Below are 22,609 nucleotides of genomic sequence, written 5' to 3'. Positions count from 1 at the left end.
GGTGGTGCCCTGGTCCTTGCCGGTCTCGATGCGGACGCTGCCGCCATGCAATTCGACAAAGCTCTTGACGATCGACAGGCCGAGCCCGGCGCCGCGCCGGCGTCCGCCATTGGTCCGCGGCTCGAAGCGGCGGAACACCGAATCCAGCACATCCGGCGGCATGCCGGGTCCGTCGTCGTGGACGGAGAATTCCACGCCCTCGGCGAGCTGGCGGCAGGCGAGGGTGACCGTGCTTGCTTCCGGCGCGTAGTTCGCGGCGTTGCTCAGGAGATTGTAGAGGATCTGGCGGATGCGGGTCTCGTCGCCATGGAAGCTCTTCGGCGCCGCCGCGGCGTCGACCTTGAGCGTGATCGAGTGCTCCTCCAGCCGGTCGGCGACCAGCTCGGCGGCGGCGGCGATCGTCCGGTCGACGCTGACCTCGGAGATGTCGAGCTGCATGATGCCGGCATCGACGGTGGCGAGATCCAGTATGTCGTTGACGATGGTGAGCAGCACCGAGGAGGACGAGCCGACATGCTCGACATATTCGCGCTGCTTCGGCGTCAGCGGCCCTGTCGCGGGCAGCGACAGCAGCTCGGTGAAGCCGATGATGTTGGTCAGCGGCGAGCGCAGTTCGTAGGAAACGTGCTGCACGAACTCGTTCTTCAGCTGGTCGGACCGCTCCAGCGCCTCGTTCTTGTCCTTCAGCGCCCGCTCTACATTGACGCTGTCAGTGACGTCGACAAAGGTCATCATCACTTGCCCGTTGGGCAGATGGATGACGGCGTAGCTGAGCACCGTGCCGTTGACGAGCTCGCTCTGGCCATGGCGGTCGCGGCGTTCGTCGTCGAAACCGGTGATGGCGGCGACGAAGCCGCCCCACGGGCTGTCCTTGGCCCGCCGGTCGCAGAGGTCGCGGATCGCCGAGACATGGACATTGGGCTTGACCACGTCCTGGTCCAGTCCCCACAGCGCCACGAAAGCCGGGTTCGACAGCCGCAGCCGCCCGTCCGGACCGAACACCGCGACACCTTCGGCGAGATTGTCCAGCGTTTCGCCCTGGACGCGCACCGCCGTCTGGTAGCGGCTTTCGAGATCCATCTTCTCGGTCAGGTTCTCGAACACCCAGGTCACGCCGCCCTTGGGCTGCGGATTGGCCACCACGCGAATGGTCTTGCCGTCCGGCAGGTGCCACCAGTGCTCCTGCGATTCGACCGCGCGATAGGCGCCGAGCAGGCCTTCCTTCCAGCGCCGCCACTCCGGCTGTTCGGCGATCTTGCCCTCGCTGCGCAGCCGGTCGAGCAGCAGGGCATTGTCCGGTGCGCTGTGCAGGAAGCCGCTGTCGAGGTTCCACAGTTTCTGGAACGCCTGGTTGAAGAAACGCAGCTTCTCGTTGGCGTCGAAGATGGCGACCGCGGTGTTGAGCTGGTCGAGCGTGTCGGCGTGGCTGCGCACCGTGCGCTCATACTCGCCGCGGATGGTTTCGGTGGCGCTGGTGTCGCAGGCAAGCCCGGCCGAGCCGTCGGCACCGGCGAAATCGGTCACCGAGAACATGCGGCGATCGCCTTCGATCACGGTCGACAGCGTCTGCTCGAACACCGGCCGCGCCTTGTGCTGCTCGGCGATCTGTTCGCGCGCCTGGCCGCCGAGGAACTCCTTGGCCTCGCGCACCGCGGCTTCGGCATTTGGCGCCTCGACCGCTTCAGCATAGGCGCGGTTGACCCATTTCAGCCGCCCGTCGGCGGCGCGCAGCCATGTCGGCATCTTCAGCGCGTCGAGCAGGCCAAGCATGGTGTCGTAGTCGGCGCTGAGCCGCTGGTTCTCGATCTTCAGCCTTGCCTGGCCGCGCAGCGTTTCAGACAGCGAGACGAAGCGCACCAGCACATGCGCCGCGCTCTTGCGGCCCTGCACCTCGAGCGGCACCCCGGCCTGCGTCTCGATGACGAGATCGAAAGTCCTTGCCTTTTCCCGCAACGCCGCCACGGCATGCTCGAGCGCGGCGGCCGAACGCGGCATCAGCCAGCGGCCGAAGGCGAGGAAGGCGGCGCGGTCCTCGGGTGCGCCGCTCTCCAGCGGCAATGTCCCGATGAGCTCCGGCTTCTTGTTCTCGGAAGCCCACACCACGACGCGCTGGTCGCGCAGATTGAGCAGCGCCTCGGAGCGCTGCAGCGCCGCGTTGACGTCGGCGATGCGGGTCCTCAGCTCGGCGTTCTGAGCCGACGTGCGGGCTCTTTCGCGGATCAGGAAGATGGCCGAGACAAGGGCGGCCCCCATCACCCCGGCGAACATGGCGAGCTGCATGACCTCGACCGTGCTGACTGAGAGTCCGGCCGATTGCGCGACGCCGGCTTCGGCATGCGCCGCAAGGCCAAGCAACGGGCTGCAAAGCGCCGAGCCGGCAAGCAACGCCGCCATGCGGGCGCCGGCACGCCGCAGCAAACGCCCGCCCCTGACGGCGGAGCCCGATCTCACCGAATCGCTTTGGCCGCCGGAAACGGCCTGTCCCGCACGAGGCGGGTTTTCCCCCGGCATGTCTTGGTCCTCTTCGCCGCCTGAATGCAAGACCGCCCAGATTGCGTATCCCGGCCCTCGTCCCCCGGACCGCGAATCACAACAATAACGCCTGCTGGAATCGGCGTGAAGAATCATTCGGCGCAAAAATAAAGCCGGGCGAAAGTCAATCGCCCGGCTTCAATATCTAGTGGTTATTTTCGTTTTGGTTAATAGCGGTAGTGTTCCGGCTTGAACGGCCCTTGCGGCGTCACGCCGATATAGGCGGCCTGCTCGCCTGACAGTTCGGTCAGGCGGGCGCCGAGCTTATCGAGATGCAGGCGCGCGACCTTCTCGTCGAGATGCTTCGGCAGCACATAGACCTGGTTCTGGTACTGGCCGTGCTTCGAGTAGAGCTCGATCTGCGCCAGCACCTGGTTGGTGAAGGACGCCGACATGACGAAGCTCGGATGGCCCGTGGCGTTGCCGAGATTGAGCAGCCGGCCTTCGGACAACAGGATCATCCGCTTGCCGTCCGGGAAGGTGATCATGTCGACCTGCGGCTTGACATTGGTCCATTTCAGGTTGCGCAGCGACGCCACCTGTATCTCGTTGTCGAAGTGGCCGATGTTGCCGACGATCACCATGTCCTTCATCGACCGCATGTGGTCGAGGGTGACGACATCCTTGTTGCCGGTGGTGGTGATGACGATGTCCGCGGTCGGCGCCGCGTCCTCGAGCGTGACCACCTCGAAACCGTCCATCGCCGCCTGCAGCGCGCAAATCGGATCGACCTCGGTGACCTTGACGCGGGCGCCGGCGCCCTTCAGCGAGGCCGACGAGCCCTTGCCGACATCGCCATAGCCGCAGACGACCGCGACCTTGCCGGCCATCATCGTGTCGGTGCCGCGGCGGATGCCGTCGACCAGCGATTCCTTGCAGCCGTATTTGTTGTCGAACTTCGACTTGGTGACGGAATCGTTGACGTTGATCGCCGGGAACGGCAGCAGGCCCTTCTTCTGCAGCTGGTAGAGGCGGTTGACGCCGGTGGTCGTCTCCTCGGTGACGCCGCGGATCGCTTCCTTCTGCTTGGTGAAGAAGCCGGGCGAGGCCTTCAGGCGCTTCTTGATCTGGGCGAACAGGATCTCTTCCTCCTCGCTGCCCGGGTTGGACAGCACATCCTCGCCGGCCTCGGCGCGGGCGCCGATCAGGATGTACATGGTGGCGTCGCCGCCATCGTCGAGGATCATGTTGGAGGTGCCGCCATCGGCCCACTGGAAGATCTTGTCGGTGTATTCCCAATAGTCCTCGAGCGTCTCGCCCTTGATGGCGAACACCGGAATACCGGCTTCGGCGATCGCCGCCGCGGCATGGTCCTGGGTCGAGAAGATGTTGCACGAGGCCCAGCGGATGTCGGCGCCCAGCGCCTTCAGCGTCTCGATCAGAACCGCGGTCTGGATCGTCATGTGCAGCGAGCCGGTGATGCGCGCGCCCTTGAGCGGCTTCTTGTCGCCGAACTCCTCGCGGCAGGCCATCAGGCCCGGCATTTCGGTTTCGGCGATCTCGATCTCCTTGCGGCCCCAGCCGGCAAGCGAAATGTCGGCGACCACATAGTCCTTGCTACCCGTCATGGCAGTGCTCCGGTGTGATTTGTCTGTGACACGCGCCGGCGCCTGACGGCGCGTGGAAGGGCGCGGATTGCCGGCCTGACTAGCAGATCGGCATCCAAACGACAATGGGATATAAAGAAATCTTTATTCGTGCATGTCTTTGCACCGATGCATGTCGCCCAAAAGTGTGCAGCGGTTTTGGGGTAACGACATGCATGAAGACAAAAAGCTCGTCGTCAGCATTCCTCGCCGAAGCGCCCGGCGACCAGCTGCTCCAGCGCGTCAATGGCCTGCAGCGCTTGCGGGCCGCTGGCGGTGACGCGGATCGAATAGCCCGGGCTTGCCGCCAGCATCATCAGGCCCATGATCGAGGTTCCGCCGACCGTGACGCCGTCCTTCTCGACATGGATGGCGGCATCGAAGCTGCTGGCGACCTGGACGAATTTCGCCGAGGCGCGCGCATGCAGGCCGCGCTGGTTGATGATCGGAAAATCACGCACGAGCTGGTCTTGTTCCGGCGACAGCGCGTTCATTTGCTGCTCAGGAGCTGGCTGGCGACGTTGATGTATTTGCGCCCCGCGGCCTGCGCCTCGTCGAGCGCGGCGGCCATGTTGTCGCCCTTGCGGATCGAGGAAAGCTTGATCAGCATCGGCAGGTTCATGCCGGCGATGACCTCGATGCGGCCGGATTCCATCACCGAGATGGCAAGGTTCGAGGGCGTGCCGCCGAACATGTCGGTCAAGACGATGACGCCGGCGCCGGTGTCGACGCGCGCCACGGCGTCGACGATGTCGCGGCGGCGCTGCTCCATATCGTCCTCGGCGCCGATCGCCACGGTTTCGAAATTGTCCTGCGGCCCGACGACATGTTCCACGGCATGTCGGAACTCCGTGGCCAGCTGACCGTGCGTCACGAGCACGAGTCCGATCATTCTTTGGTGGCTCCCGTCATCGCCGCTTCACAGGCGTATTTTATGCTCGCCAGCCATTCCAGGCGGCGGGAGCGCTATCTTGTCGACGCGCGGCGCGTTGACAAGCCCAAAATTGCGCCGGCCCGGGCCATTTTGACGCATTGCAGCAAAAAAGCCGAAGCGGATCATAGAAAAGGCGCGATGGAGAGCCGCGCCATCACGGCCGGCAGGGCGGTCGCCGCATTGCGCTCGGCAAGGTCGACGCGCGGCACCGGGCAGCCGGCGACCGGTTCGCGGATTTCCTCCTGGAAACGCGCCATTTCCGCCTGTGGCACCAGCCGCACATTGAGGTCGATCACCGCGCCCGGCTCGAATGGCAGCGGCCGCGGAATAAAGCCGGGCACCTCGGCGAGGCCGGCGATGGTCGCCGGCACGCGGCAGACCAGCCGCCCGCCATGCGCCATGGCCAGCAGCCTGTCGTCGCCGACCAGCCGTGAAAACAGGCCGCGCGCGCGGCAATGGTCGATCAGCGTCAACGCCAGCGTCGTCTTGCCGGCGCCGGACGCTCCGGTGATGAGGACGCCGCGCTCGCCGATCAGGATAGCGGTTCCGTGGATGTTTTCGGGCTTCGCGGCGGGATCGGACATGATGGCGTCGGAAGTCAAGCTTCGGCCGGCAGCGTCACCACGAAGCGCGCGCCCTTGATCTCGCCGGGCTTGGTGCCGGGGATGTTTTCCGCCGTCAGCGTGCCGCCATGCGCCTCGACGATCTGCCGGCTGATCGACAGGCCAAGGCCGGAATTCTGGCCGAAGGCCTCGCCGGCCGGACGGTCGGTGTAGAAACGCTCGAAGATGCGGTCGATGTTGTCGGCCCTGATGCCCGGCCCATTGTCGTCAACGGTGACGATGTTGAGCTTGCCGGCGCGCGCCAGCGAGATGGTGATATGGCCATGCTCCTCGGGAACGAAGGAGCGGGCATTCTCGATCAGATTGGTGATCACCTGGCCGATCCGCAGGTCATGGCCGGTGACGACATAGCCTTTGACGCCTTGCGGCAGCTTGGCCACCTTGAGCTCGATCTCGACCGCCTTCTTGTTGCGCGTCGTCTCGCGCGAGACGGCGACGAGGTCGGTGATGAAGGTCTTGAGGTCGACCGTTCCCGCATCCTCGCGCGCCAGCTCGGCGTCGAGGCGCGATGCATCGGAAATGTCGGTGATCAGCCGGTCGAGCCGCCGCACGTCGTGCTGGATGATCTCCATCAGCCGCCCGCGCGAATTCTCGTTCTTCGCCAGGGGCAGCGTCTCCACGGCGCTGCGCAGTGACGTCAGCGGGTTCTTCAGTTCGTGCGAGACGTCGGCGGCGAAGCTCTCGATCGCCTCGATGCGGGCATAGAGCGCGTTGGTCATGTCGCGGACGGCGATCGACAAATTGCCGATCTCGTCCTGGCGGTCGGAGAAGTCGGGGATTTCCTCGCGGTTCTTGACGCCGCGCCGCACCCTGACGGCGGCGGCGGAAAGCCGGCGCAACGGGTTGGCGATGGTCGAGGCGAGGAGCATCGACAGGATGGCGGTGACAAGTGCCGCAATGCCGAAGACGCGCAGGATCGCCTTGCGCTCGGCGGAGACGATCTTGTCGATGTCGCCGCCTTCGGTCGACAGCATCAGCACGCCGAGCACGGCACGGAAGCGCTGGATCGGGACGGCGACGGAGACGATCTGCTCGCCCTGCTCGCTGATGCGCACGATGGTCGAGGGGCTGCCGGTCAGCGCCTTGACCACTTCCGGAAACGCCGCGCCGTTGCCGCCGGGCTGCTCGTGGTAGACCGGCAGGTCCTTGTTGCGGAAGAAGTCGAAGACGAACTTTTCGACACGCTCGACGATGCCCGGCTGCTCGTCGTCGACCGGCGGCAGGTCGTAGCGCAGGATCTGGCCGCGCGAATAGAGATGGCGCGAATCGAGCAGCAGGTTGGCGTCGCGGTCGTAGATGCGGGCGCGCGTGCGCGTCGGCGAGATCAGCCGCCGCAGCACCGGCGCGACCCGCTCAGGGTTGATCGGGAAGTCGAGATTGTCGAGCTGGTCGGAACCGGGGCCCAGGCTCTCGCCCGCCTGCAGCTCGAGCAGCTTTTCCGGATCGATGCTGATCGAATCGGTCTCCACCGTCGCCGACGCCGCGATCGCGCCGGCGATGATCTCGCCCTGCGTCATCAGGCTTTCGACGCGGGCATCGATCAGCCCGTCGCGGAAGGTGTTGAGATAGAGGATGCCGGTAACCAGCACCGCCAGGCCGGCAAGGTTGAGGAACAGGATGCGGCGGGTCAGGCTGGAGAAGATGTGATGGCCGAGGAAACGGCGCATCGGCACGGTGATCTTCGACAGGAATGCGGGCAGCATCCTGGACGGCCGCCTGACGGCGCCCGCCCTTCTGTTCCGCTCTACGTCCACTGCCATCGAATAGCAGCTCCCGGCCTGTTCCTACGCATGTCGTTGACCCAAACCGCCGTACACCGTCGAGCGGCATGCATCAACTTACGCTTCGCGGAACCGGTATCCGACTCCGTAAAGGGTTTCGATCATTTCGAAGTCGTCGTCGACGGCCTTGAACTTCTTGCGCAGCCGCTTGATGTGGCTGTCGATGGTGCGATCGTCGACATAGACCTGTTCATCATAGGCCGAATCCATCAGCGCATCACGGCTTTTTACCACCCCAGGACGCTGCGCCAGCGAATGCAGGATGAGGAATTCGGTGACCGTCAGCGTCACCGGCTCGCCCTTCCAGGTGCAGGTATGCCGCTCCTGGTCCATCACCAGCTGGCCGCGCTCCAGCGAGCGGGCCTGCTGGCTGGGCTGCTTGGCGGCGGCCTCGCGGGCGCTGGTGCGGCGCAGCACCGCGCGCACCCGCTCGACCAGCAGGCGCTGCGAGAACGGTTTGCGGATGAAGTCGTCGGCGCCCATCTTGAGGCCGAAGAGCTCGTCGATCTCGTCGTCCTTGGAGGTCAGGAAGATCACCGGCAGGTCGGATTTCTGACGCATCCGGCGCAAGAGTTCCATGCCGTCCATGCGCGGCATCTTGATGTCGAGGATGGCGAGATTCGGCGGCCGCGCCGCCAGGCCTTCCAGCGCCGACGCACCATCCGTGTAGGTTTCGACGCGATAGCCCTCGGATTCGAGGGCGATCGACACCGACGTCAGGATATTGCGGTCGTCGTCGACAAGCGCGATTGTTGCCATTTCAAGCGGCTCCCTCATGAGCTGTCCCTTCTTTCGTCGAGAAGGGGCTTTTGCAGGACAAATTAGGTACAAAATGTGGCATAGGCTCCGCGCAGTGTCACGCACAGCGTGCCGGCGGCCGCATTCGCACCCCTACGCGGATTGGACGAACAAGGTTTGCCAATCCTTTGGGCAACCACTGTGATTTTTTGCACATATAAACGATTTAAACAACTTTCAAATTTTTTAAATCGATTAAAGATTTGATATCATTCGGGTTTTCTGGTTCTGACCCTCTCAGCCCCGGCATCGGGGCGCCGGTCATCCGCCGGCCAGACGCGGCAAAGCAAAGCCAGATGCGGCAAACGTAGAAGGAACCCTTGATGTCGGAAGCCGGCAAACGCAATCCCGCATGCCCCCTCGATCTGAAGACCACGGGCACGGTACGCTATAACTTCGGCGCCGCCGCGCTGTACGAGGAAGCGATCCGCCGCGGCGAGGCCAGGCTCACCGCCCATGGCGCCCTCGTCGCCGAGACCGGCCAGCATACGGGACGCTCGCCCAAGGACAAATTCGTCGTGCGCGACGGCGCCACCGAACCGCATGTCTGGTGGGACAACAACAAGGCGATCTCGCCGGCGCAGTTCGATGCGCTGCTGGCAGATTTCCACGCCCATGCGGCGAACAAGGACCTCTATGTTCAGGATCTGGTCGGCGGCGCCGATTCGGATCTGAAGCTGCCGACCCGGGTCGTCACCGAATTCGCCTGGCATTCGCTGTTCATCCGCAATCTCCTGATCCGCCCCGAGGCGTCGGAGCTCGCGCATTTCGTGCCGGGGATGACGATCATCGACCTGCCCTCGTTCCGCGCCGACCCGGCCCGCCACGGCACCCGCACCGAAACGGTGATCGCCGTCGATCTGACGCGCATGATCGTGCTGATCGGCGGCACCTCCTATGCCGGCGAGATGAAGAAGTCGGTGTTCACCGCCCTCAACTATCTGCTGCCGGCCAAGGGCGTGATGCCGATGCACTGCTCGGCCAATGAAGGCCCGGCGGGCGACGCGGCGGTGTTCTTCGGCCTCTCCGGAACCGGCAAGACGACGCTGTCGGCCGATCCGTCGCGCACGCTGATCGGCGATGACGAGCACGGCTGGGGCCCGCACGGCATCTTCAACTTCGAGGGCGGCTGCTACGCCAAGACGATCAGGCTCTCGGCCGAGGCAGAGCCGGAGATCTTCGCCACCACGCAGCGCTTCGGCACCGTGCTGGAAAATGTCGTGCTCGGCGCCGACCGCGTGCCGGATTTCGACAACGGCAGCCTGACCGAAAACACGCGCTGCGCCTATCCGCTCGACTACATCCCCAATGCCTCGAAGACCGGCCGCGCCAGTCATCCCAAAAACATCATCATGCTGACCGCCGACGCCTTCGGCGTGATGCCGCCGATCGCGAAACTGACCCCGGCGCAGGCGATGTACCATTTCCTCTCCGGCTATACGGCCAAGGTCGCCGGCACCGAAAAGGGCGTCACCGAGCCGGAAGCGACCTTCTCGACCTGTTTCGGCGCGCCGTTCATGCCGCGCCACCCGTCGGAATACGGCAATCTGCTGCGCGAGCTGATCGCCGGCCATGGCGCCGATTGCTGGCTGGTCAATACTGGTTGGACCGGCGGCGCTTACGGCACCGGTCGCCGCATGCCGATCAAGGTGACGCGGGCGCTGCTCTCCGCCGCGCTCGACGGCTCGCTGAAGACGGCCGATTTCCGCACCGACGCCAATTTCGGCTTCGCGGTGCCGGTGGCGGTCGCCGGCGTCGAGCGCGCCATCCTCGATCCGCGCTCGACCTGGGCCGACAAGCCGGCCTACGACCGCCAGGCGGCGAGGCTGGTCGGCATGTTCGCCGCCAATTTCGAGAAGTTCGAGCCGCATGTCGACGCGACCATCATGGGTGCCGCGCCGCGCCTGCAGGAAGCGGCCGAATAGTCGTTGCGGCTATAGTCTTTCTGTCCAAGACCCGGCTTTCCGCCGGGTCTTTTCTTTTTCACGCCGCCGCGTCATGACTGCGGCATGGCTTCAGACGACAAAATCATCATTGCCGACAATGTGGTGATCCATCCCGGCGATCTGCACGAGGATTTCATCCGTTCCTCGGGTCCCGGCGGCCAGAACGTCAACAAGGTGGCCACCGCCGTGCAACTGCGCTTCGATGCCGCCAACGCCGAGGGCCTGCCGGAGCGGGTGCGCGAGCGCACCATCAAGCTTGCCGGCCAGCGCGCCACCAAGGATGGCGTCGTCGTCATCGAGGCCGGACGCTTCCGCACCCAGGAGCAGAACCGGGCCGATGCGCGGGCGAGGCTGACCGCGCTGGTCGCCAAGGCGGCCGAGCCGCCGCCGCCGCCGCGCAAGAAGACCAGGCCGTCGAAAGGCGCCATCGAGCGCCGCCTCAAGACCAAGGCCGGGCGCTCCACGGTGAAGAAGCTGCGCGGCCGGGTCGAGAACGACTGAGACGGGCCGGCGAAGACCGCGCTGGCCGCTTTCGGGTCGCCGACTTTCCCCATCGGTGGCATGCTCGGGCGCGTTAACCGGATCGAACGGAAATCCCATGCTCGTTTTGCCCAAGGGTGTCCGCCACATGCCCGGCTACCTGCCGCGCCCAGCGCAGGAAGCGCTGGTCGAAGAGATCAGGGCGGTGGTGCAGGCTGCGCCCTTGTTCGTGCCGGCCATGCCGCGCACCGGCAAGGAAATGAGCGTGCGCATGACCAATTGCGGCCCGCTCGGCTGGGTCACCGACAAGGAGCGTGGCTACCGCTATCAGCCGACGCATCCGGTCTCAGGACTGCCCTGGCCGCCGATCCCGGAGGCCTTGCTGAAAGTATGGCAGGAGGTTGCGGCCTATCCGCATCCGCCGCAGGCCTGTCTCGTCAATTTCTATTCGAGCGACGCCAGGATGGGCCTGCACCAGGACCGCGACGAGGAAGATTTCGCCGCGCCCGTCGTCTCCGTGTCGCTCGGCGACGATTGCCTGTTCAGGGTCGGCCAGACCACGCGCGAAGGCGGCACAAAATCCTTCCGGCTGAAAAGCGGCGACGTCGTCGTGCTCGGCGGCGAGGGCCGCCTTTGCTTCCACGGCGTCGACCGCATCTACCCGTCGACCTCGGCGCTGCTGAAGAATGGCGGCCGTATCAATCTGACGTTGCGGCGGGTGACGATGCACGCCCGCTAACCGAATCTACAGACTTTTTTCATAAATACGCCAAGGCGCTGCGATGTGGGGTCGGGCAATGAATGAGAGCGGTTTGGTTATCCGTCACCTGTGGACGATCGTCTGCGGGGCAATTCAGCTCGTTCGCAGGGATTCGGGCCTTTATCTGAGCATCGTCATCTATACGTTGGCGGGACTGGTCTTCCTGCATGCGATAGGCGCTGACGACCGCACCGCCTATTCGATTTACTACGGCAGATGGACTCTGCTTAACTGTCTGATATTGCCGGCTTTTGCTATCCTTATCGACCTCATCCTGATCGTCCGCCGCTTCGGCCCCCGGCGCCGTCTTGCCGCGAAACGGATCTTTTCCACGACGCGGTTGGCCTACGCGTTCTCCGGGCTGAGCCTGCTTATGGCGCTGATGATCTTCCAAGGCACGTTCACCTCGGTGAAGAACGGCATGCCGGTCTGGCAGGACGGTTTTCCGTTCGACGTGGCGCAAGCCAACATCGACGCCTTCCTGCATTTTGGCACCGATCCGTGGCGCTGGCTTTACGCCGTGGCCGAAAACGATTCGGTCCGCGCGGCAATCGAGTGGAACTACAACGTGTTCTGGTTCCTGCTCAATTTCGGCGCCCTGTTCTTTGTCGCGACGTCGCCCATGGTGGCATCGGTTCGCACGCGCTACCTGGCCTGCTTCATGGCCGTCTGGATCGTCGTCGGCAACGTGCTGGCGGCGCTGTTCCTGTCGGCGGGCCCGGCGTTCTATGGCTCGGTCACGGGAGACGTGGCCCGGTTTGGCGAACAGCTTGCGTTCCTGGCCCATGGCGCCGCGTCGCGCAACTCCGCCGTTTCCTATCAGCAGTATCTGTGGACGCTGCACGAGGCCAGGCAGACCGGCTTTGGCTCGGGCATTTCGGCGTTCCCGAGCGTGCATGTCGGGTTGGCGATGCTGAACGCGCTGTTCCTGCGCGAGTTCAACCGCTATCTGGGTGCGCTGGCGTTCGTCTATGTCGCCTTCGTCGCGGCCAGCTCGGTTTACCTCGCCTGGCATTATGCGATCGACGGCTATGTCAGCGCCATCGTCACCCTCATCGTCTATGTCGTGGCTCGCAAGCTGATCCCGGCCGATTCCCGGCCGGTGGCGGCCATGCAGACAGCGACCGTCAATCGCCCCGAGGCGGCCATCGCGGCGTTCTGAGCGCCGTATCCTTCATCTTTGGATGCGCCGGTAGACGGTGATTGCCGGCTCCGCATGCAGCACACGGTAATTGCGCAAGGCAGAAGCGATCCGCTTGTCGCCGTGCATGAGCGCATCCCAGGACGGATTGCCTGCCGGGCCTGCCAGCACGATGTCGGGCTGCTTTGCCGCTATCTCGGCGGCAAAGTCGCCGATCGCCCGATCGCGGATTGTCTCCAGTCTCAGCTTCTGTTCGGGGTCATCGGTCCTGTCCACCAGTTTCTGGGCGCTGGAGACCATCCAGGCGCCGGGGTTGCGCGACACGAACCTGCCGCCGACCAACCGGGTCAGGGGGAAGGCGGCCTGCATCTGGGAGGCAATCGATACGATCGTCGGATGGTCGAAGCTGCCGCGGATCGCCGCGACGGATCGCTCGATCGGTCCGCTGTCCCTGGTCAGCGCGTCATACTGCGCCCTGGTCGTCGCTTGCAGCAGCAGCACGCAACCGAACATCAGCGCGGCTTTGCGAACCATCCCTGCCTTGGGGAAATCGCCGAACCGCAGAAGCTGCAGGCCGAACGCGATTGCCGTGATCGCGACCATCGGCAGGGCGTGGTTCGGCCATCCCTTGCCCATCAGCAGGAAGGCGGGGACCAGGCCGAGCGCGCTTGCCAGCGCGATCCTTGTATCCCAATGCACATGCCTCAACCCTCCCGTCCCGACAACGATCGCGGCCGACAGCAGCAGCACGATCTTCGGCCAGTTCTCCAGATTGTCGAGCAGCGGCGCGCGAAGCGGCAGGTAGACTTCCCTGACGAGCGGCAGGACTTCCGTCAGGTAGCCGCGGTCGAAGATCGCGATGCTGGCCACGTAGAAAACGGCCATCGCGGCCCCGATAAGGTTTTCTGTAACGAGGATCGGCCTTGGCGAACGCCGTTGCCAGGCGAGGCACAGCGACGGCACGACGAAGGCCAGGGCGAAGTGGGGTGGCTTGACCATCACCATGACGCCGGCGCCGAGGCCGGCCACGATGCGTTCGGCAAGCGACCCGGCAACGAAGTCCGGCTGCCGCTGGCGCGCGCACTGCAATGCCAGCCAGGGCAGGATGCCGATCAGCGCGAACTGCTCGCGCTGGCCGAACTGATCCGGCAGGAAACACAGAACCATGAATGCCGCCGCCGCCAGCACCCAGAAGGCGCCGGCCTGCCGGTAGATCGGGTCGGCGCGCGTCAGGATCCGGGCGCAAACCACCAGGCTGGCCAGACCGAGACAGACAATCCCGAGCGCCAGCCAGAACTCGGCCGCTATGCCGGTCAGCCTCTCCAGCAGCACGAACGGCATATACAGCCAGATCGAGAAGGGCGGATTGGTCTCTAGCATATCGGTGTTCAGCCGTTCGCCGTTCAACAGCCGCTCGCAGACCACCAGCAGCCACGACACATCGACATTGGTCGGCACCACGGCGATCGCCAGCCACGCCGCATAGGCGGCAGCCAAGAATGTCAGGAAAAGCGGCGTCGCGATCCGCCAGACGGGTCGCGACGTGGGAGCAAATCCGGCCAAAGGCTTGTCGTAGGGCTCGGCTCTAGACATCGCGGAACACCCAACGCCTGAGCACGATGTAGTTCACCAGCGGCACGACGATGCAGGTCAGCACGATCGGGATGGCCGCGGGCATGCCCAGCCGCTCGGTGAGGACGACCGGCAAGGCGATGGCTGTCGCCAGGCCCATCGCGTTGAGCAGAGCAAAGCGCGGCAGTTCGAAGGCGTGCGCGCCAGCCGACATGAAGGTGAAGTACTTGTGCCCGGCATAGGAGAATAGGCCCGCAATGGCATAGGCGACCACGGACGCCGCCGTTGCCGGGAGCATCGCGGCTCCAGTGCCGCCGCGCGACAGCGCCAGGGCGCAAACGGCATAGACCAGCGTCGAAGCGCCGCCGATCACTGCGAAGCGCGAAATCCGGTGGGAGCGCAGAATGTTCAGCATGGTCGGAGTCAGGCCGCCAGCCGGCTGTCCAGTCGCGCCCTGTCGAAGACCGCGTCCGTGCCGAACACGGCAAGCAGCGAGACGCCGAACGGCAGCCCGGCGTTCGGCAGGATCCGGCTTTCGGCCGAAAACAGCGCCTTCATCGCGCTGTTGATCGGCTTTGGCGGCATCGCCTGCCCGGAAGCGGTGTTCGAGCGCCGCAGGCGGTCGGCAAGGCGGGCGAGCGCCGCCACCGGAAACAGCGCCGCATTGGTGTAGCTCAGCTTCTCGATGCGATAACCGGCCTGTTCGATGCGCGTCTTCAACAGATTGCGCGAATAGCGCCGCATGTGGTGCAGCCCGACATCATGCTTGCTCCACAGCCATTGGTGCGCCGGAACCGTGAGCACGACCTTGCCGCCCGGCTTCAGCATTCGCCTTATCGTCTCCAGCGAGGCTTCGTCTTCCGCGACATGTTCCAGCACGTCGAACAGGCAGACGAGGTCGAAGCTCGCCGGCGTCGCGGGCATGCCATCGGGAAGATGGCCGGCAAGGAAGTCGCGGCCCGTCTTCTCGCGGGCGATCCGGCGCGCCAGCTCGTTCATCTCCACCGCCGTGACGGTGCCGAACTGCTCCAGCATCCTGATGTTGCCGCCCGTACCGGCGCCGATCTCGAGGATGTCGGCCTCGCGCGGCAGGCCGAGGCCGCGGATGACCGCCTCGGCGATGGCGCGCCGCCCGCAGAACCACCAATGCTCGTCCTCGGTGGCCGCCATCCGCCGATAGGCATCGAGCTCCATCAGGGCGTCCCGTCGTATTTGCGGCGCACGATGTAGATCGGGCGCTGTTTGATCTCGGCATAGACGCGGCCGAGATACTGGCCGATGATGCCGATGCCGAGCAGCTGGATGCCGCCGAGGAACAGCACGCTGACCAGCAGCGAAGCATAGCCGGGCACGTCGATGCCGAAAACCAGCGTCTTGGCGATGATCAGGAGGCCGTAGAGGAACGCGAAGGCCGAGATCGTCGCGCCGACATAGGTCCAGACCTCCAGCGGCGCGCTCGAGAAGCTGGTGATGCCTTCCAGCGCGAAGTTCCACAGCCGCCAGCCAGAGAACTTCGATTGTCCGGCGCTGCGCTGGTCGCGGCTGTATTCGACGGTGGCGGAGCGGAAGCCCACCCAGGCGAACAGCCCTTTCATGAACCTGCGCCGCTCGGGAAGCGAACGCAGCGCCTCGATCACCTGGCGGTCGATGAGCCGGAAATCGCCGACATCCTGCGGGATCTTCTGCTGCGCGATCCAGTTGTGAACGCGGTAGAACATCGACGCGGAGCGCTGCTTGAGGAAACTGTCGTTGGCGCGGCTGGTCCGCTTGGCGAGCACGACTTCGAACCCCTCGCGCCATTTCTCGACAAGCAGCGGAATGACATGCGGCGGATCCTGGAGATCGGCATCCATCGGGATCGCGGCATCCGCATCGCAGCAATCGAGCCCGGCGGTCAAGGCGGCTTCCTTGCCGAAATTGCGCGACAGGTCGATCACCCGGATGCGCGGATCGGCTTGCTGCGCCTCGATCAGCCGATCGAGCGTCGCGTCGCTGCTGCCGTCATTGACGAAGATGAAGTCGAAGGCGACGCCGGCCTGCTTCAGCGGGTCGGTGTGTTCGCGCACGGCCGCCAGAAACGGCGCGATCGCGCTTTCCTCATTGTGCACCGGCACGATCAGCGCGACCGTCGCCGTCCCGGTTCGCGGGTGCGCGATGCCGCTCGACGCCGGTCGATCGATGTGGAGGAATGGCGCGTTCATTGCTTGCCCAGCCCGCGGATCGGGCCCGACAATAGGAAAGCTCGGTTAAGATGACTTTAAGGAATGCCTCGGCGCTTCAAAGCTTCCTCAGCGCCACCTCCTCGACCAGGTGATTGGCGCCCTTGCGCAGGATGAGGTCGGCCCGCGCCCGCGTCGGCAGGATGTTCTCGCGCAGGTTCTTCAGGTTGATGTTGGTCCACAGCCCCTCGGCGATGGCGCGTGCGGCGTCTTCCGAAAGCTGCGAATAGCGGTGGAAGAAGGAGTCCGGGTTGCGGAAGGCGGTTTCGCGCAGCCGCATGAAGCGCTGGATGTACCACTGGTGGATCAGCTTCTCGTCGGCATCGATGTAGATGGCGAAGTCGAAGAAATCCGACAGGAAGGGCACGATCTTGCCGTCCCTCGGCAATTTGCCCGGCTGCAGCACGTTGATGCCCTCGAAGATCAAAATGTCCGGCCGATCGATGGTGACGAACTCGCCGGGGATGACATCGTAGGTCAGGTGCGAATAGACCGGCGCGCGGACATTGCGTTGCGCCGACTTGATGCCGGACAGGAACCTGAGCAGCGCGCCGACATCATAGCTGTCGGGAAAGCCCTTGCGCTCCATCAGATCGTCGCGGCGCAGGATCTCGTTTGGCAGCAGAAAGCCGTCGGTGGTGATCAGATCGACCTTTGGGCTCGACGGCCAGCGCGCCAGAAGCTCCTTGAGCACGCGCGCCGTGGTCGATTTGCCGACCGCGACCGAGCCGGCGATGCCGATGATGAACGGCGTCTTGACCACGTCCTGGGCGTTGAAGAAGGCCTGGCGCTGCCGGAACAGGAGCTGGCTTGCCTCGACATGCGCCGAGAGCAGCCGCGACAGCGACAGATAGATGCGCTTGACCTCCTCGAGGTCGACCGGGTCGTTCAACGACCGCAAGCGGTCGATCTCGTCCTCGGTCAGCGTCAGCGGCGTGTCGGCGCGGAACTGTGACCATTGCTCGGCCGAGAAGAAACGATAGGGGGAGTATTTCTCGGTAGGAGCAAGCTGATCCATCGAGTTTCCTGCCCTCCTAGAGCATGATGTCGAAAAGTGTGAAGCGGTTCTCGGGCGACATCATGCTCAATCCGTCTCTACGGTCAGCCCTTGGGCCGCGACGCTTTTTCGGCAACCCCCGAGCGGCCGGTGCGGCCCTCGAGCTCCTTCAGCACCTCGTCCAGCGGCACGCCGGCGATGCCGAGGACGACCAGCCAATGATACATAAGATCGGCACTTTCCGAAACGAGGCCCTGCCTGTCGCCGCGCACGGCGGCGATCACCGTCTCGACGGCTTCCTCGCCGAGCTTCTGCGCCGCCTTGTCGATGCCCTTGGCGAACAGCTTTGCCGTCCACGAGTCCGGATCGCCGGAGCGGGCGCGTTCCCGGATGGTCTTTTCCAGATCGGACAGCGAAAACTCAGTCATTTTCGCCGTTTAAGCCCGTTGAACCGGCGAGTCCAGCCGCATCGGCAGCCCGGCAGCGGCCATATGCGCCTTGGCCTCGGCGATGGTGTAGGTGCCGAAATGGAAGATCGAGGCGGCAAGCACCGCACCGGCATGGCCGTCGCGGATGCCTTCCACCAGATGGTCGAGCGTGCCGACGCCGCCGGAGGCGATGACCGGCGCGCGCACCGCGTCCGCGATCGCGCGCGTCAGCGCGATGTCGTAGCCGGCCTTGGTGCCGTCGCGGTCCATCGAGGTAAGCAAGATCTCGCCGGCGCCGCGATCGACCATCCGCCCGGCGAATTCGACGGCGTCGATGCCGGTCTTCTCGCGCCCGCCATGGGTGAAGATCTCCCAGCGGTCGGCCTCGCCGGCGCCCGAGACCTTCTTGGCGTCGATGGCCACCACGATGCACTGGTTGCCGAACTTGTCGGCCGCTTCCGCGACGAAATCGGGATTCTTCACCGCTGCCGTGTTGATCGACACCTTGTCGGCGCCGGCCAGAAGCAGCCTTCTTATGTCGGCCACCTGGCGCACGCCGCCGCCGACGGTGAGCGGCATGAAGCATTGCTCGGCGGTGCGGGCGACGACGTCGAAGATGGTCTCGCGGTTGTCCGACGAGGCGGTGATGTCGAGGAAGCAGAGCTCGTCGGCGCCGGCCGCGTCATAGGCCTTAGCCGCCTCGACCGGATCGCCGGCATCGATGAGGTCGACGAAGTTGACGCCCTTGACGACGCGGCCGTTCTTGACGTCGAGGCAAGGAATGACGCGTGCCTTCAGCATCAGCTCTTCTCCAATGTCGCCAGCAGGTCGACCAGCAGTTCACCGACCAGCGGCGGCACCTCGCCCTTGGCATCGAAGGCCGGATCATAGGCGGAGATGGTGAGGCCGGCGACGGGCAGCAGGCCGGCCATGCCGCACATGGCGCGGCGCACCTGCTCCGGAGCGGGACCGCCGGGCGTCGCGAAGCGGTTCGCCTGCAGCTCTTCGGGATCGTGCACGTCGAGGTCGATATGCATGTGGACACGGCTTGCGCCGGCGGCCTTCAGCTTTTCGGCCGCCCCGGCCCAGCCCGGACATTCCGCCCGGATCACGGGGAGCTTTTCCAGACGGTCTTTTTCCGCCGGGTCGAGGTCGCGCGCATTGACGAGCACCGCACGGGCGGGATCGATCGGCTTGAAGCCGGGGATCTGCGCCGTCATCGGCCGCCAGCAGAGGCCCAGTACCGTCGCCAGCGCCATGCCGTCGAGAAATCCCGAGGTGGAAGTGTCCGGCGTGTTGATGTCGCCATGCTGGTCGGCCCAGATGATGGCGTCGGAGCCTTGGCCGGCCACGGCGCCTGCGCTGCTCAGGCAGTTACCGGCGAGCACGACGGGAAACCGTCCATTGTCGAGGGCGATGCGCACCTCGCCCGAGACGGCGTTGCAGACGGCGAAGCCGGTCGCGATCTCGCGCGCCTGCTCGTCGTCGCTCACCCTGCCGATGTCGTGGACGTCGATGTCGTGGCCGGCAAGCTTGAGCGCGTCGGCCAGGCCGCCGGCCATCAGCGCGTCCGGACCCTGGCCGCAGCCGCCGTGATAGTGGCCGCTGTCGTAGGACGCCAGGATGATCGAGACCTTCACGGCCTTGCCTCCATGCCCTCGCCGCGCAGGATCGCCAGCGCCTCGGCCGGGTCGATGCGCCCGTCATAGAGCGCGCGGCCGGAAATGGCGCCTTCGAGCCTCTGCGCGTCAGGCATGGTCATGCGCACGATGTCGGCGATCGAGGCCAGGCCGCCCGAGGCGATCACCGGAATCGACACCGCCTCGGCGAGGTCGATCGTCGAATCCCAGTTGATCCCGGTCAGCACGCCGTCGCGGTCGATATCGGTGTAGATGATGGCGGCGACGCCGGCGCCTTCGAATTTCTGCGCCAGCTCGACGACGCCGAGGCTGGACGCTTCGGCCCAGCCCTCGACCGCGACCTTGCCGCCCTTGGCGTCGATACCGACGGCGATCTTGCCCGGAAAGGTCTTGCAGGCCTGCTTGACGAGGTCGGGGTCGCGCACCGCCACGGTGCCGAGGATGACGCGTGCCAGGCCACGGTCGAGCCAGTCCTCGATCTGCTCCAGCGTGCGGATGCCGCCGCCGAGCTGCACCGGGTTCGCGGTTGCCTTGAGGATGGCGCCGACAGCCGCGCTGTTGACGCTCTGGCCCTTGAAGGCGCCGTTGAGGTCGACCACGTGCAGCCACTCGAAGCCCTGTTCCTCGAAGGCCTTGGCCTGGGCCGCCGGGTCATCGTTGTAGATGGTGGCCGTGGCCATGTCGCCGTGCTTCAGGCGCACGCATTTGCCGTCCTTGAGATCGATCGCGGGAAACAGGATCACGGTCAGGCGCCCTCGACGATGACAAAGTGGCCGGTCGAGGCGGTAAGCCTATATTTCGAGGCCGCTTGGTATTCCGGCGATTCGTAGCAGGCGATCGCCGTTTCGTAGGACTCGAACTCGACCACGACATGGCGATTGCCCGTCGGCCCTTCCGGGTTGGTGTAGCGTCCGGCCCGCACGGGGAATTTCGCACCGTATTTGGCGAATGCCACAGCGTTGGCCTCGATATATTGCTTGTAGATCTCGGGATCGCGGACGTCGATCAGCGCGATCCAGTAGCCCTTCTTGCTCATCAAGGCCTCCAGCGCAGGAAATTGGTGATCAGGGCGAGGCCGAGGGCCTGGCTCTTTTCGGGATGGAACTGCGTGCCGACCAGGTTGTCGCGCGCGACAGCCGCCGTCACCGGCCCGCCATAGTCGGCGACCGCCAGCACCTCGTCCGGCTTCGTGGCCTCCAGATGATAGGAATGGACGAAATAGGCGTGCAGTCCCTTCGGCCCGGTCTCGATGCCCGAGAATACCGGATGCTTGCGCGTGAGCTCGATCGTGTTCCAGCCGATCTGCGGGATCTTCAGCGCCGCATCGGCGGGCGTGATCTCCTTGATGTCGCCGGCGATCCAGCCGAAGCCCTTGGTGACGGTCTTTTCCAGCCCGCGTTCCGACATCAGCTGCATGCCGACGCAGATGCCGAGGAACGGCCGGCCCTTGACGATCGCCACCTCTTCCACCGCGTCCCACATGCCGCTGACGGCCTTGAGGCCGGCCGCGCAGTCGGCATAAGCGCCGACGCCGGGCAGCACGATGCGGTCGGCGGTGCGGACCCGCTCGGCATCGGCGGTGAGCTCGATTGTCGCGGCAATGCCCGCCTCGCGCGCGGCGCGCTCGAAGGCCTTGGTGGCCGAGCGCAGATTGCCCGACCCGTAATCGATGATCGCAACCCGCATGTCAGGGCCTTCCCGGCGTGTGGGTGAGCCCCAGAGCCATACCGGTCTGCGCCGGCCGTGCCAGATTGGCGTCGGGCACGATGCGCGGCACGGGCGGCTGCTCGCCTGGCGGCACGTCGGTCTCCAGCGCATGACGCGTCTCGGCGCCGTCCAGCCTGTCGGCCTCGACGACGCCCCATTCGTGCCAGCCGCGGCGGCGTAGCGCCGCGATGCGCAGCCCTTGCCCTTCCAGCCCGACATAGAGCGAGACCAGCAGCGACAGGGCCGAGCCCGCCCAGGCAAGTCCAAGCTTCTCGCCAAGCATCGACAGGATGGCCATGACGACGAAGGTCAGCGCCGCCTCGATCCACAGCCGGTTCCAGGCGAGCCACAGCGGCGGCACGAGGAAGCCCAGCCAGGCGAAACCGTCGCGGACAAAGACCGTTCCATCGGATCGTTCACCGCGGCCCGGCGGCTCCATCACGACATAGATGGCCATCGCCTATCCCTTCAAAGATCCCTTGGTGGACGGAACCGCGTCCGGCTGGCGCGGATCGCGCTCGAGCGCGGAACGCAGCGCCCGCGCCACCGCCTTGAAGCAGGTCTCGGCGATGTGGTGGTTGTTGGCGCCGTAATGATTGGTCACATGCAGCGTGATGCCGGCGTTCTGCGCCAGCGCCTGGAAGAACTCGCGCACCAGCTCGGTGTCGAACGTGCCGATCTTGGGCGACGAGAAGGAGACGTTCCAGACCAGGAACGGCCGGCCGGAGACGTCGATTGCCGCTCTGGTCAGCGTCTCGTCCATGGCGAGGTCGATCGAGGCATAGCGCATGATGCCGCGCCGCTCGCCGAGCGCCTTGGCCAGCGCCTGGCCGAGCGCGATGCCGGTGTCCTCGACCGTGTGGTGGTCGTCTATGTGGAGGTCGCCCTTTGCCTTCACCGTCATGTCGATCAGCGAATGACGCGACAACTGGTCGAGCATATGGTCGAAGAAGCCGACGCCCGTCGCAATGTCGGACTTGCCGGTGCCGTCGACATGGACCGACACCGAGATGTCGGTTTCCTTGGTCTTGCGGCTGGCTTCGGCGGAACGCGTCGGCATGATCTATCCTTGTCCGGGAGGTTCATGGCGTGCGGGAGCGCACAGGCCGCAAACGCCCATATGCTTGAAATCGAGAGCCTTCTAGCAGCATGATCCGGCGATTGCCAGTTGCCATTCCCATAGGGTATCGGGCTGGCCGGCATGTCGTTTGCAATCGCCCACCCCATGCATACATATGGCCGATCAAAGTCCCTCGTACCGCGCCAATCGCCTCATTGGGATCGCGCGAATCGGAGCAGAAAATGTCGAATGAACTGACCATGCACGCCACGACCATCGTCACCGTGCGCAAGGGCAGCAAGGTCGTGATCGCCGGCGACGGCCAGGTCAGCCTCGGCCAGACCATCATGAAGGGCAATGCCAAGAAGGTGCGCCGCATCGGCAAGGGTGGCAATGTCATCGCCG

Annotated in this window: 24 protein-coding genes and 1 pseudogene; 5 read left to right on the top strand and 20 right to left on the bottom strand. The window is 65.1% G+C overall.

Annotation, left to right across the window (positions count from 1 at the left end; translation table 11 throughout):
• From EN738_RS11115 to EN738_RS11080, 7 genes are all read right to left on the bottom strand, one after another.
• The coding region (locus tag EN738_RS11115; RefSeq protein ID WP_145966839.1) for a PAS domain-containing sensor histidine kinase at positions 1–2,511 on the bottom strand (2,511 nt) is incomplete at its 3' end.
• 188 nt (positions 2,512–2,699) lie between these two features.
• The gene (ahcY, locus tag EN738_RS11110; protein ID WP_127283712.1) at positions 2,700–4,100 is read right to left on the bottom strand and encodes an adenosylhomocysteinase; all 1,401 of its coding nucleotides are present in this window, start codon (positions 4,098–4,100) and stop codon (positions 2,700–2,702) included.
• 215 nt (positions 4,101–4,315) lie between these two features.
• Complete coding sequence (locus EN738_RS11105; protein WP_127283711.1) at positions 4,316–4,612, bottom strand: HPr family phosphocarrier protein; 297 nt, start codon at positions 4,610–4,612, stop codon at positions 4,316–4,318.
• The gene (locus tag EN738_RS11100) at positions 4,609–5,010 is read right to left on the bottom strand and encodes a PTS sugar transporter subunit IIA (protein ID WP_127283710.1); all 402 of its coding nucleotides are present in this window, start codon (positions 5,008–5,010) and stop codon (positions 4,609–4,611) included. The genes EN738_RS11105 and EN738_RS11100 overlap by 4 nt, the downstream gene beginning before the upstream one ends.
• A 164-nt stretch (positions 5,011–5,174) precedes the next feature.
• Positions 5,175–5,636: an HPr kinase/phosphorylase gene (locus tag EN738_RS11090; RefSeq protein WP_127283708.1), complete on the bottom strand. Its 462-nt coding sequence runs from the start codon at positions 5,634–5,636 to the stop codon at positions 5,175–5,177.
• 14 nt (positions 5,637–5,650) lie between these two features.
• The gene (locus tag EN738_RS11085; RefSeq protein ID WP_127283707.1) at positions 5,651–7,435 is read right to left on the bottom strand and encodes a sensor histidine kinase; all 1,785 of its coding nucleotides are present in this window, start codon (positions 7,433–7,435) and stop codon (positions 5,651–5,653) included.
• Positions 7,436–7,513: 78 nt separating this feature from the next.
• Positions 7,514–8,215: a response regulator transcription factor gene (locus EN738_RS11080; RefSeq protein WP_126057113.1), complete on the bottom strand. Its 702-nt coding sequence runs from the start codon at positions 8,213–8,215 to the stop codon at positions 7,514–7,516.
• A 362-nt stretch (positions 8,216–8,577) separates the two neighbouring features.
• Between EN738_RS11080 and EN738_RS11075 the strand changes: the two genes are divergently transcribed.
• The 4 genes from EN738_RS11075 to EN738_RS11060 all read left to right on the top strand — a co-directional run bounded on the left by EN738_RS11075 (position 8,578) and on the right by EN738_RS11060 (position 12,602).
• Entirely contained in the window at positions 8,578–10,179 is a 1,602-nt protein-coding gene (locus EN738_RS11075) for a phosphoenolpyruvate carboxykinase (RefSeq protein ID WP_127283706.1), read from the top strand.
• An 84-nt stretch (positions 10,180–10,263) separates the two neighbouring features.
• Positions 10,264–10,701 carry an alternative ribosome rescue aminoacyl-tRNA hydrolase ArfB gene (arfB, locus tag EN738_RS11070; protein ID WP_127283705.1) on the top strand — a complete coding sequence of 146 codons (438 nt, stop codon included), beginning with the start codon at positions 10,264–10,266 and terminating at the stop codon, positions 10,699–10,701.
• A 97-nt stretch (positions 10,702–10,798) separates the two neighbouring features.
• Positions 10,799–11,419, top strand: coding sequence for an alpha-ketoglutarate-dependent dioxygenase AlkB (locus EN738_RS11065; RefSeq protein WP_127283704.1), 621 nt, complete (start codon positions 10,799–10,801; stop codon positions 11,417–11,419).
• A gap of 58 nt (positions 11,420–11,477) precedes the next feature.
• A complete protein-coding gene (locus EN738_RS11060) occupies positions 11,478–12,602 on the top strand; it encodes a phosphatase PAP2 family protein (protein ID WP_189340331.1) in 1,125 nt (374 codons plus the stop codon).
• Positions 12,603–12,614: 12 nt separating this feature from the next.
• Here EN738_RS11060 and EN738_RS11055 read toward each other — a convergent pair whose 3' ends face one another.
• The 13 genes from EN738_RS11055 to hisB all read right to left on the bottom strand — a co-directional run bounded on the left by EN738_RS11055 (position 12,615) and on the right by hisB (position 22,204).
• Positions 12,615–14,174 (bottom strand): hypothetical protein, encoded by a 1,560-nt coding sequence (locus tag EN738_RS11055; protein WP_127283702.1) that lies wholly within the window; start codon positions 14,172–14,174, stop codon positions 12,615–12,617.
• The gene (locus EN738_RS11050) at positions 14,167–14,568 is read right to left on the bottom strand and encodes a GtrA family protein (RefSeq protein ID WP_127283701.1); all 402 of its coding nucleotides are present in this window, start codon (positions 14,566–14,568) and stop codon (positions 14,167–14,169) included. The genes EN738_RS11055 and EN738_RS11050 overlap by 8 nt, the downstream gene beginning before the upstream one ends.
• An 8-nt stretch (positions 14,569–14,576) precedes the next feature.
• Positions 14,577–15,347 carry a class I SAM-dependent methyltransferase gene (locus EN738_RS11045; protein ID WP_127283700.1) on the bottom strand — a complete coding sequence of 257 codons (771 nt, stop codon included), beginning with the start codon at positions 15,345–15,347 and terminating at the stop codon, positions 14,577–14,579.
• The gene (locus EN738_RS11040) at positions 15,347–16,354 is read right to left on the bottom strand and encodes a glycosyltransferase family 2 protein (protein ID WP_245478183.1); all 1,008 of its coding nucleotides are present in this window, start codon (positions 16,352–16,354) and stop codon (positions 15,347–15,349) included. The genes EN738_RS11045 and EN738_RS11040 overlap by 1 nt, the downstream gene beginning before the upstream one ends.
• Positions 16,355–16,430: 76 nt before the next feature.
• Positions 16,431–17,390, bottom strand: coding sequence for a type I pantothenate kinase (gene coaA / locus EN738_RS11035; RefSeq protein WP_127283699.1), 960 nt, complete (start codon positions 17,388–17,390; stop codon positions 16,431–16,433).
• 83 nt (positions 17,391–17,473) lie between these two features.
• Entirely contained in the window at positions 17,474–17,797 is a 324-nt protein-coding gene (locus tag EN738_RS11030; protein WP_127283698.1) for a phosphoribosyl-ATP diphosphatase, read from the bottom strand.
• Positions 17,798–17,806: 9 nt separating this feature from the next.
• Positions 17,807–18,601: an imidazole glycerol phosphate synthase subunit HisF gene (gene hisF / locus EN738_RS11025; protein WP_189340334.1), complete on the bottom strand. Its 795-nt coding sequence runs from the start codon at positions 18,599–18,601 to the stop codon at positions 17,807–17,809.
• A complete protein-coding gene (locus EN738_RS11020) occupies positions 18,598–19,437 on the bottom strand; it encodes an arginase family protein (protein WP_127283696.1) in 840 nt (279 codons plus the stop codon). Before EN738_RS11020 ends, hisF begins: the two co-directional genes overlap by 4 nt.
• The gene (gene hisA / locus EN738_RS11015) at positions 19,434–20,180 is read right to left on the bottom strand and encodes a 1-(5-phosphoribosyl)-5-[(5-phosphoribosylamino)methylideneamino]imidazole-4-carboxamide isomerase (protein ID WP_127283695.1); all 747 of its coding nucleotides are present in this window, start codon (positions 20,178–20,180) and stop codon (positions 19,434–19,436) included. The genes EN738_RS11020 and hisA overlap by 4 nt, the downstream gene beginning before the upstream one ends.
• Positions 20,181–20,182: 2 nt before the next feature.
• Positions 20,183–20,473, bottom strand: a complete 291-nt coding sequence (locus EN738_RS11010; RefSeq protein WP_127283694.1) for a DUF1330 domain-containing protein — start codon at positions 20,471–20,473, stop codon at positions 20,183–20,185.
• Positions 20,473–21,123: an imidazole glycerol phosphate synthase subunit HisH gene (hisH, locus tag EN738_RS11005; RefSeq protein ID WP_127283693.1), complete on the bottom strand. Its 651-nt coding sequence runs from the start codon at positions 21,121–21,123 to the stop codon at positions 20,473–20,475. The genes EN738_RS11010 and hisH overlap by 1 nt, the downstream gene beginning before the upstream one ends.
• 1 nt (position 21,124) lies before the next feature.
• Positions 21,125–21,601, bottom strand: coding sequence for a DUF2628 domain-containing protein (locus EN738_RS11000; RefSeq protein WP_127283692.1), 477 nt, complete (start codon positions 21,599–21,601; stop codon positions 21,125–21,127).
• Positions 21,602–21,604: 3 nt separating this feature from the next.
• Positions 21,605–22,204 (bottom strand): imidazoleglycerol-phosphate dehydratase HisB, encoded by a 600-nt coding sequence (gene hisB / locus EN738_RS10995; RefSeq protein WP_127283691.1) that lies wholly within the window; start codon positions 22,202–22,204, stop codon positions 21,605–21,607.
• Positions 22,205–22,446: 242 nt separating this feature from the next.
• On the opposite strand from hisB, the pseudogene EN738_RS36225 reads away from it, so the two are divergent.
• Positions 22,447–22,609, top strand: a pseudogene (locus EN738_RS36225) (HslU--HslV peptidase proteolytic subunit); the annotation flags it as partial.

Origin of the sequence: Mesorhizobium sp. M4B.F.Ca.ET.017.02.2.1 (assembly GCF_003998955.1) — a bacterium.
Classification (GTDB): domain Bacteria; phylum Pseudomonadota; class Alphaproteobacteria; order Rhizobiales; family Rhizobiaceae; genus Mesorhizobium; species Mesorhizobium abyssinicae.
The sequence above is the reverse complement of the archived record's forward strand: the minus strand, read 5'-3'. Positions and strand labels throughout refer to the sequence as shown.

Coding starts and splice junctions, on each gene's coding strand:
- ahcY (WP_127283712.1), bottom strand. CDS start 4,100: ATGACGGGTAGCAAGGACTATGTGGTCGCCGACATTTCGCTTGCCGGC.
- EN738_RS11105 (WP_127283711.1), bottom strand. CDS start 4,612: ATGAACGCGCTGTCGCCGGAACAAGACCAGCTCGTGCGTGATTTTCCG.
- EN738_RS11100 (WP_127283710.1), bottom strand. CDS start 5,010: ATGATCGGACTCGTGCTCGTGACGCACGGTCAGCTGGCCACGGAGTTC.
- EN738_RS11090 (WP_127283708.1), bottom strand. CDS start 5,636: ATGTCCGATCCCGCCGCGAAGCCCGAAAACATCCACGGAACCGCTATC.
- EN738_RS11085 (WP_127283707.1), bottom strand. CDS start 7,435: ATGGCAGTGGACGTAGAGCGGAACAGAAGGGCGGGCGCCGTCAGGCGG.
- EN738_RS11080 (WP_126057113.1), bottom strand. CDS start 8,215: ATGGCAACAATCGCGCTTGTCGACGACGACCGCAATATCCTGACGTCG.
- EN738_RS11075 (WP_127283706.1), top strand. CDS start 8,578: ATGTCGGAAGCCGGCAAACGCAATCCCGCATGCCCCCTCGATCTGAAG.
- arfB (WP_127283705.1), top strand. CDS start 10,264: ATGGCTTCAGACGACAAAATCATCATTGCCGACAATGTGGTGATCCAT.
- EN738_RS11065 (WP_127283704.1), top strand. CDS start 10,799: ATGCTCGTTTTGCCCAAGGGTGTCCGCCACATGCCCGGCTACCTGCCG.
- EN738_RS11060 (WP_189340331.1), top strand. CDS start 11,478: ATGAATGAGAGCGGTTTGGTTATCCGTCACCTGTGGACGATCGTCTGC.
- EN738_RS11055 (WP_127283702.1), bottom strand. CDS start 14,174: ATGTCTAGAGCCGAGCCCTACGACAAGCCTTTGGCCGGATTTGCTCCC.
- EN738_RS11050 (WP_127283701.1), bottom strand. CDS start 14,568: ATGCTGAACATTCTGCGCTCCCACCGGATTTCGCGCTTCGCAGTGATC.
- EN738_RS11045 (WP_127283700.1), bottom strand. CDS start 15,347: ATGGAGCTCGATGCCTATCGGCGGATGGCGGCCACCGAGGACGAGCAT.
- EN738_RS11040 (WP_245478183.1), bottom strand. CDS start 16,354: ATGAACGCGCCATTCCTCCACATCGATCGACCGGCGTCGAGCGGCATC.
- coaA (WP_127283699.1), bottom strand. CDS start 17,390: ATGGATCAGCTTGCTCCTACCGAGAAATACTCCCCCTATCGTTTCTTC.
- EN738_RS11030 (WP_127283698.1), bottom strand. CDS start 17,797: ATGACTGAGTTTTCGCTGTCCGATCTGGAAAAGACCATCCGGGAACGC.
- EN738_RS11010 (WP_127283694.1), bottom strand. CDS start 20,473: ATGAGCAAGAAGGGCTACTGGATCGCGCTGATCGACGTCCGCGATCCC.
- hisH (WP_127283693.1), bottom strand. CDS start 21,123: ATGCGGGTTGCGATCATCGATTACGGGTCGGGCAATCTGCGCTCGGCC.
- EN738_RS11000 (WP_127283692.1), bottom strand. CDS start 21,601: ATGGCCATCTATGTCGTGATGGAGCCGCCGGGCCGCGGTGAACGATCC.
- hisB (WP_127283691.1), bottom strand. CDS start 22,204: ATGCCGACGCGTTCCGCCGAAGCCAGCCGCAAGACCAAGGAAACCGAC.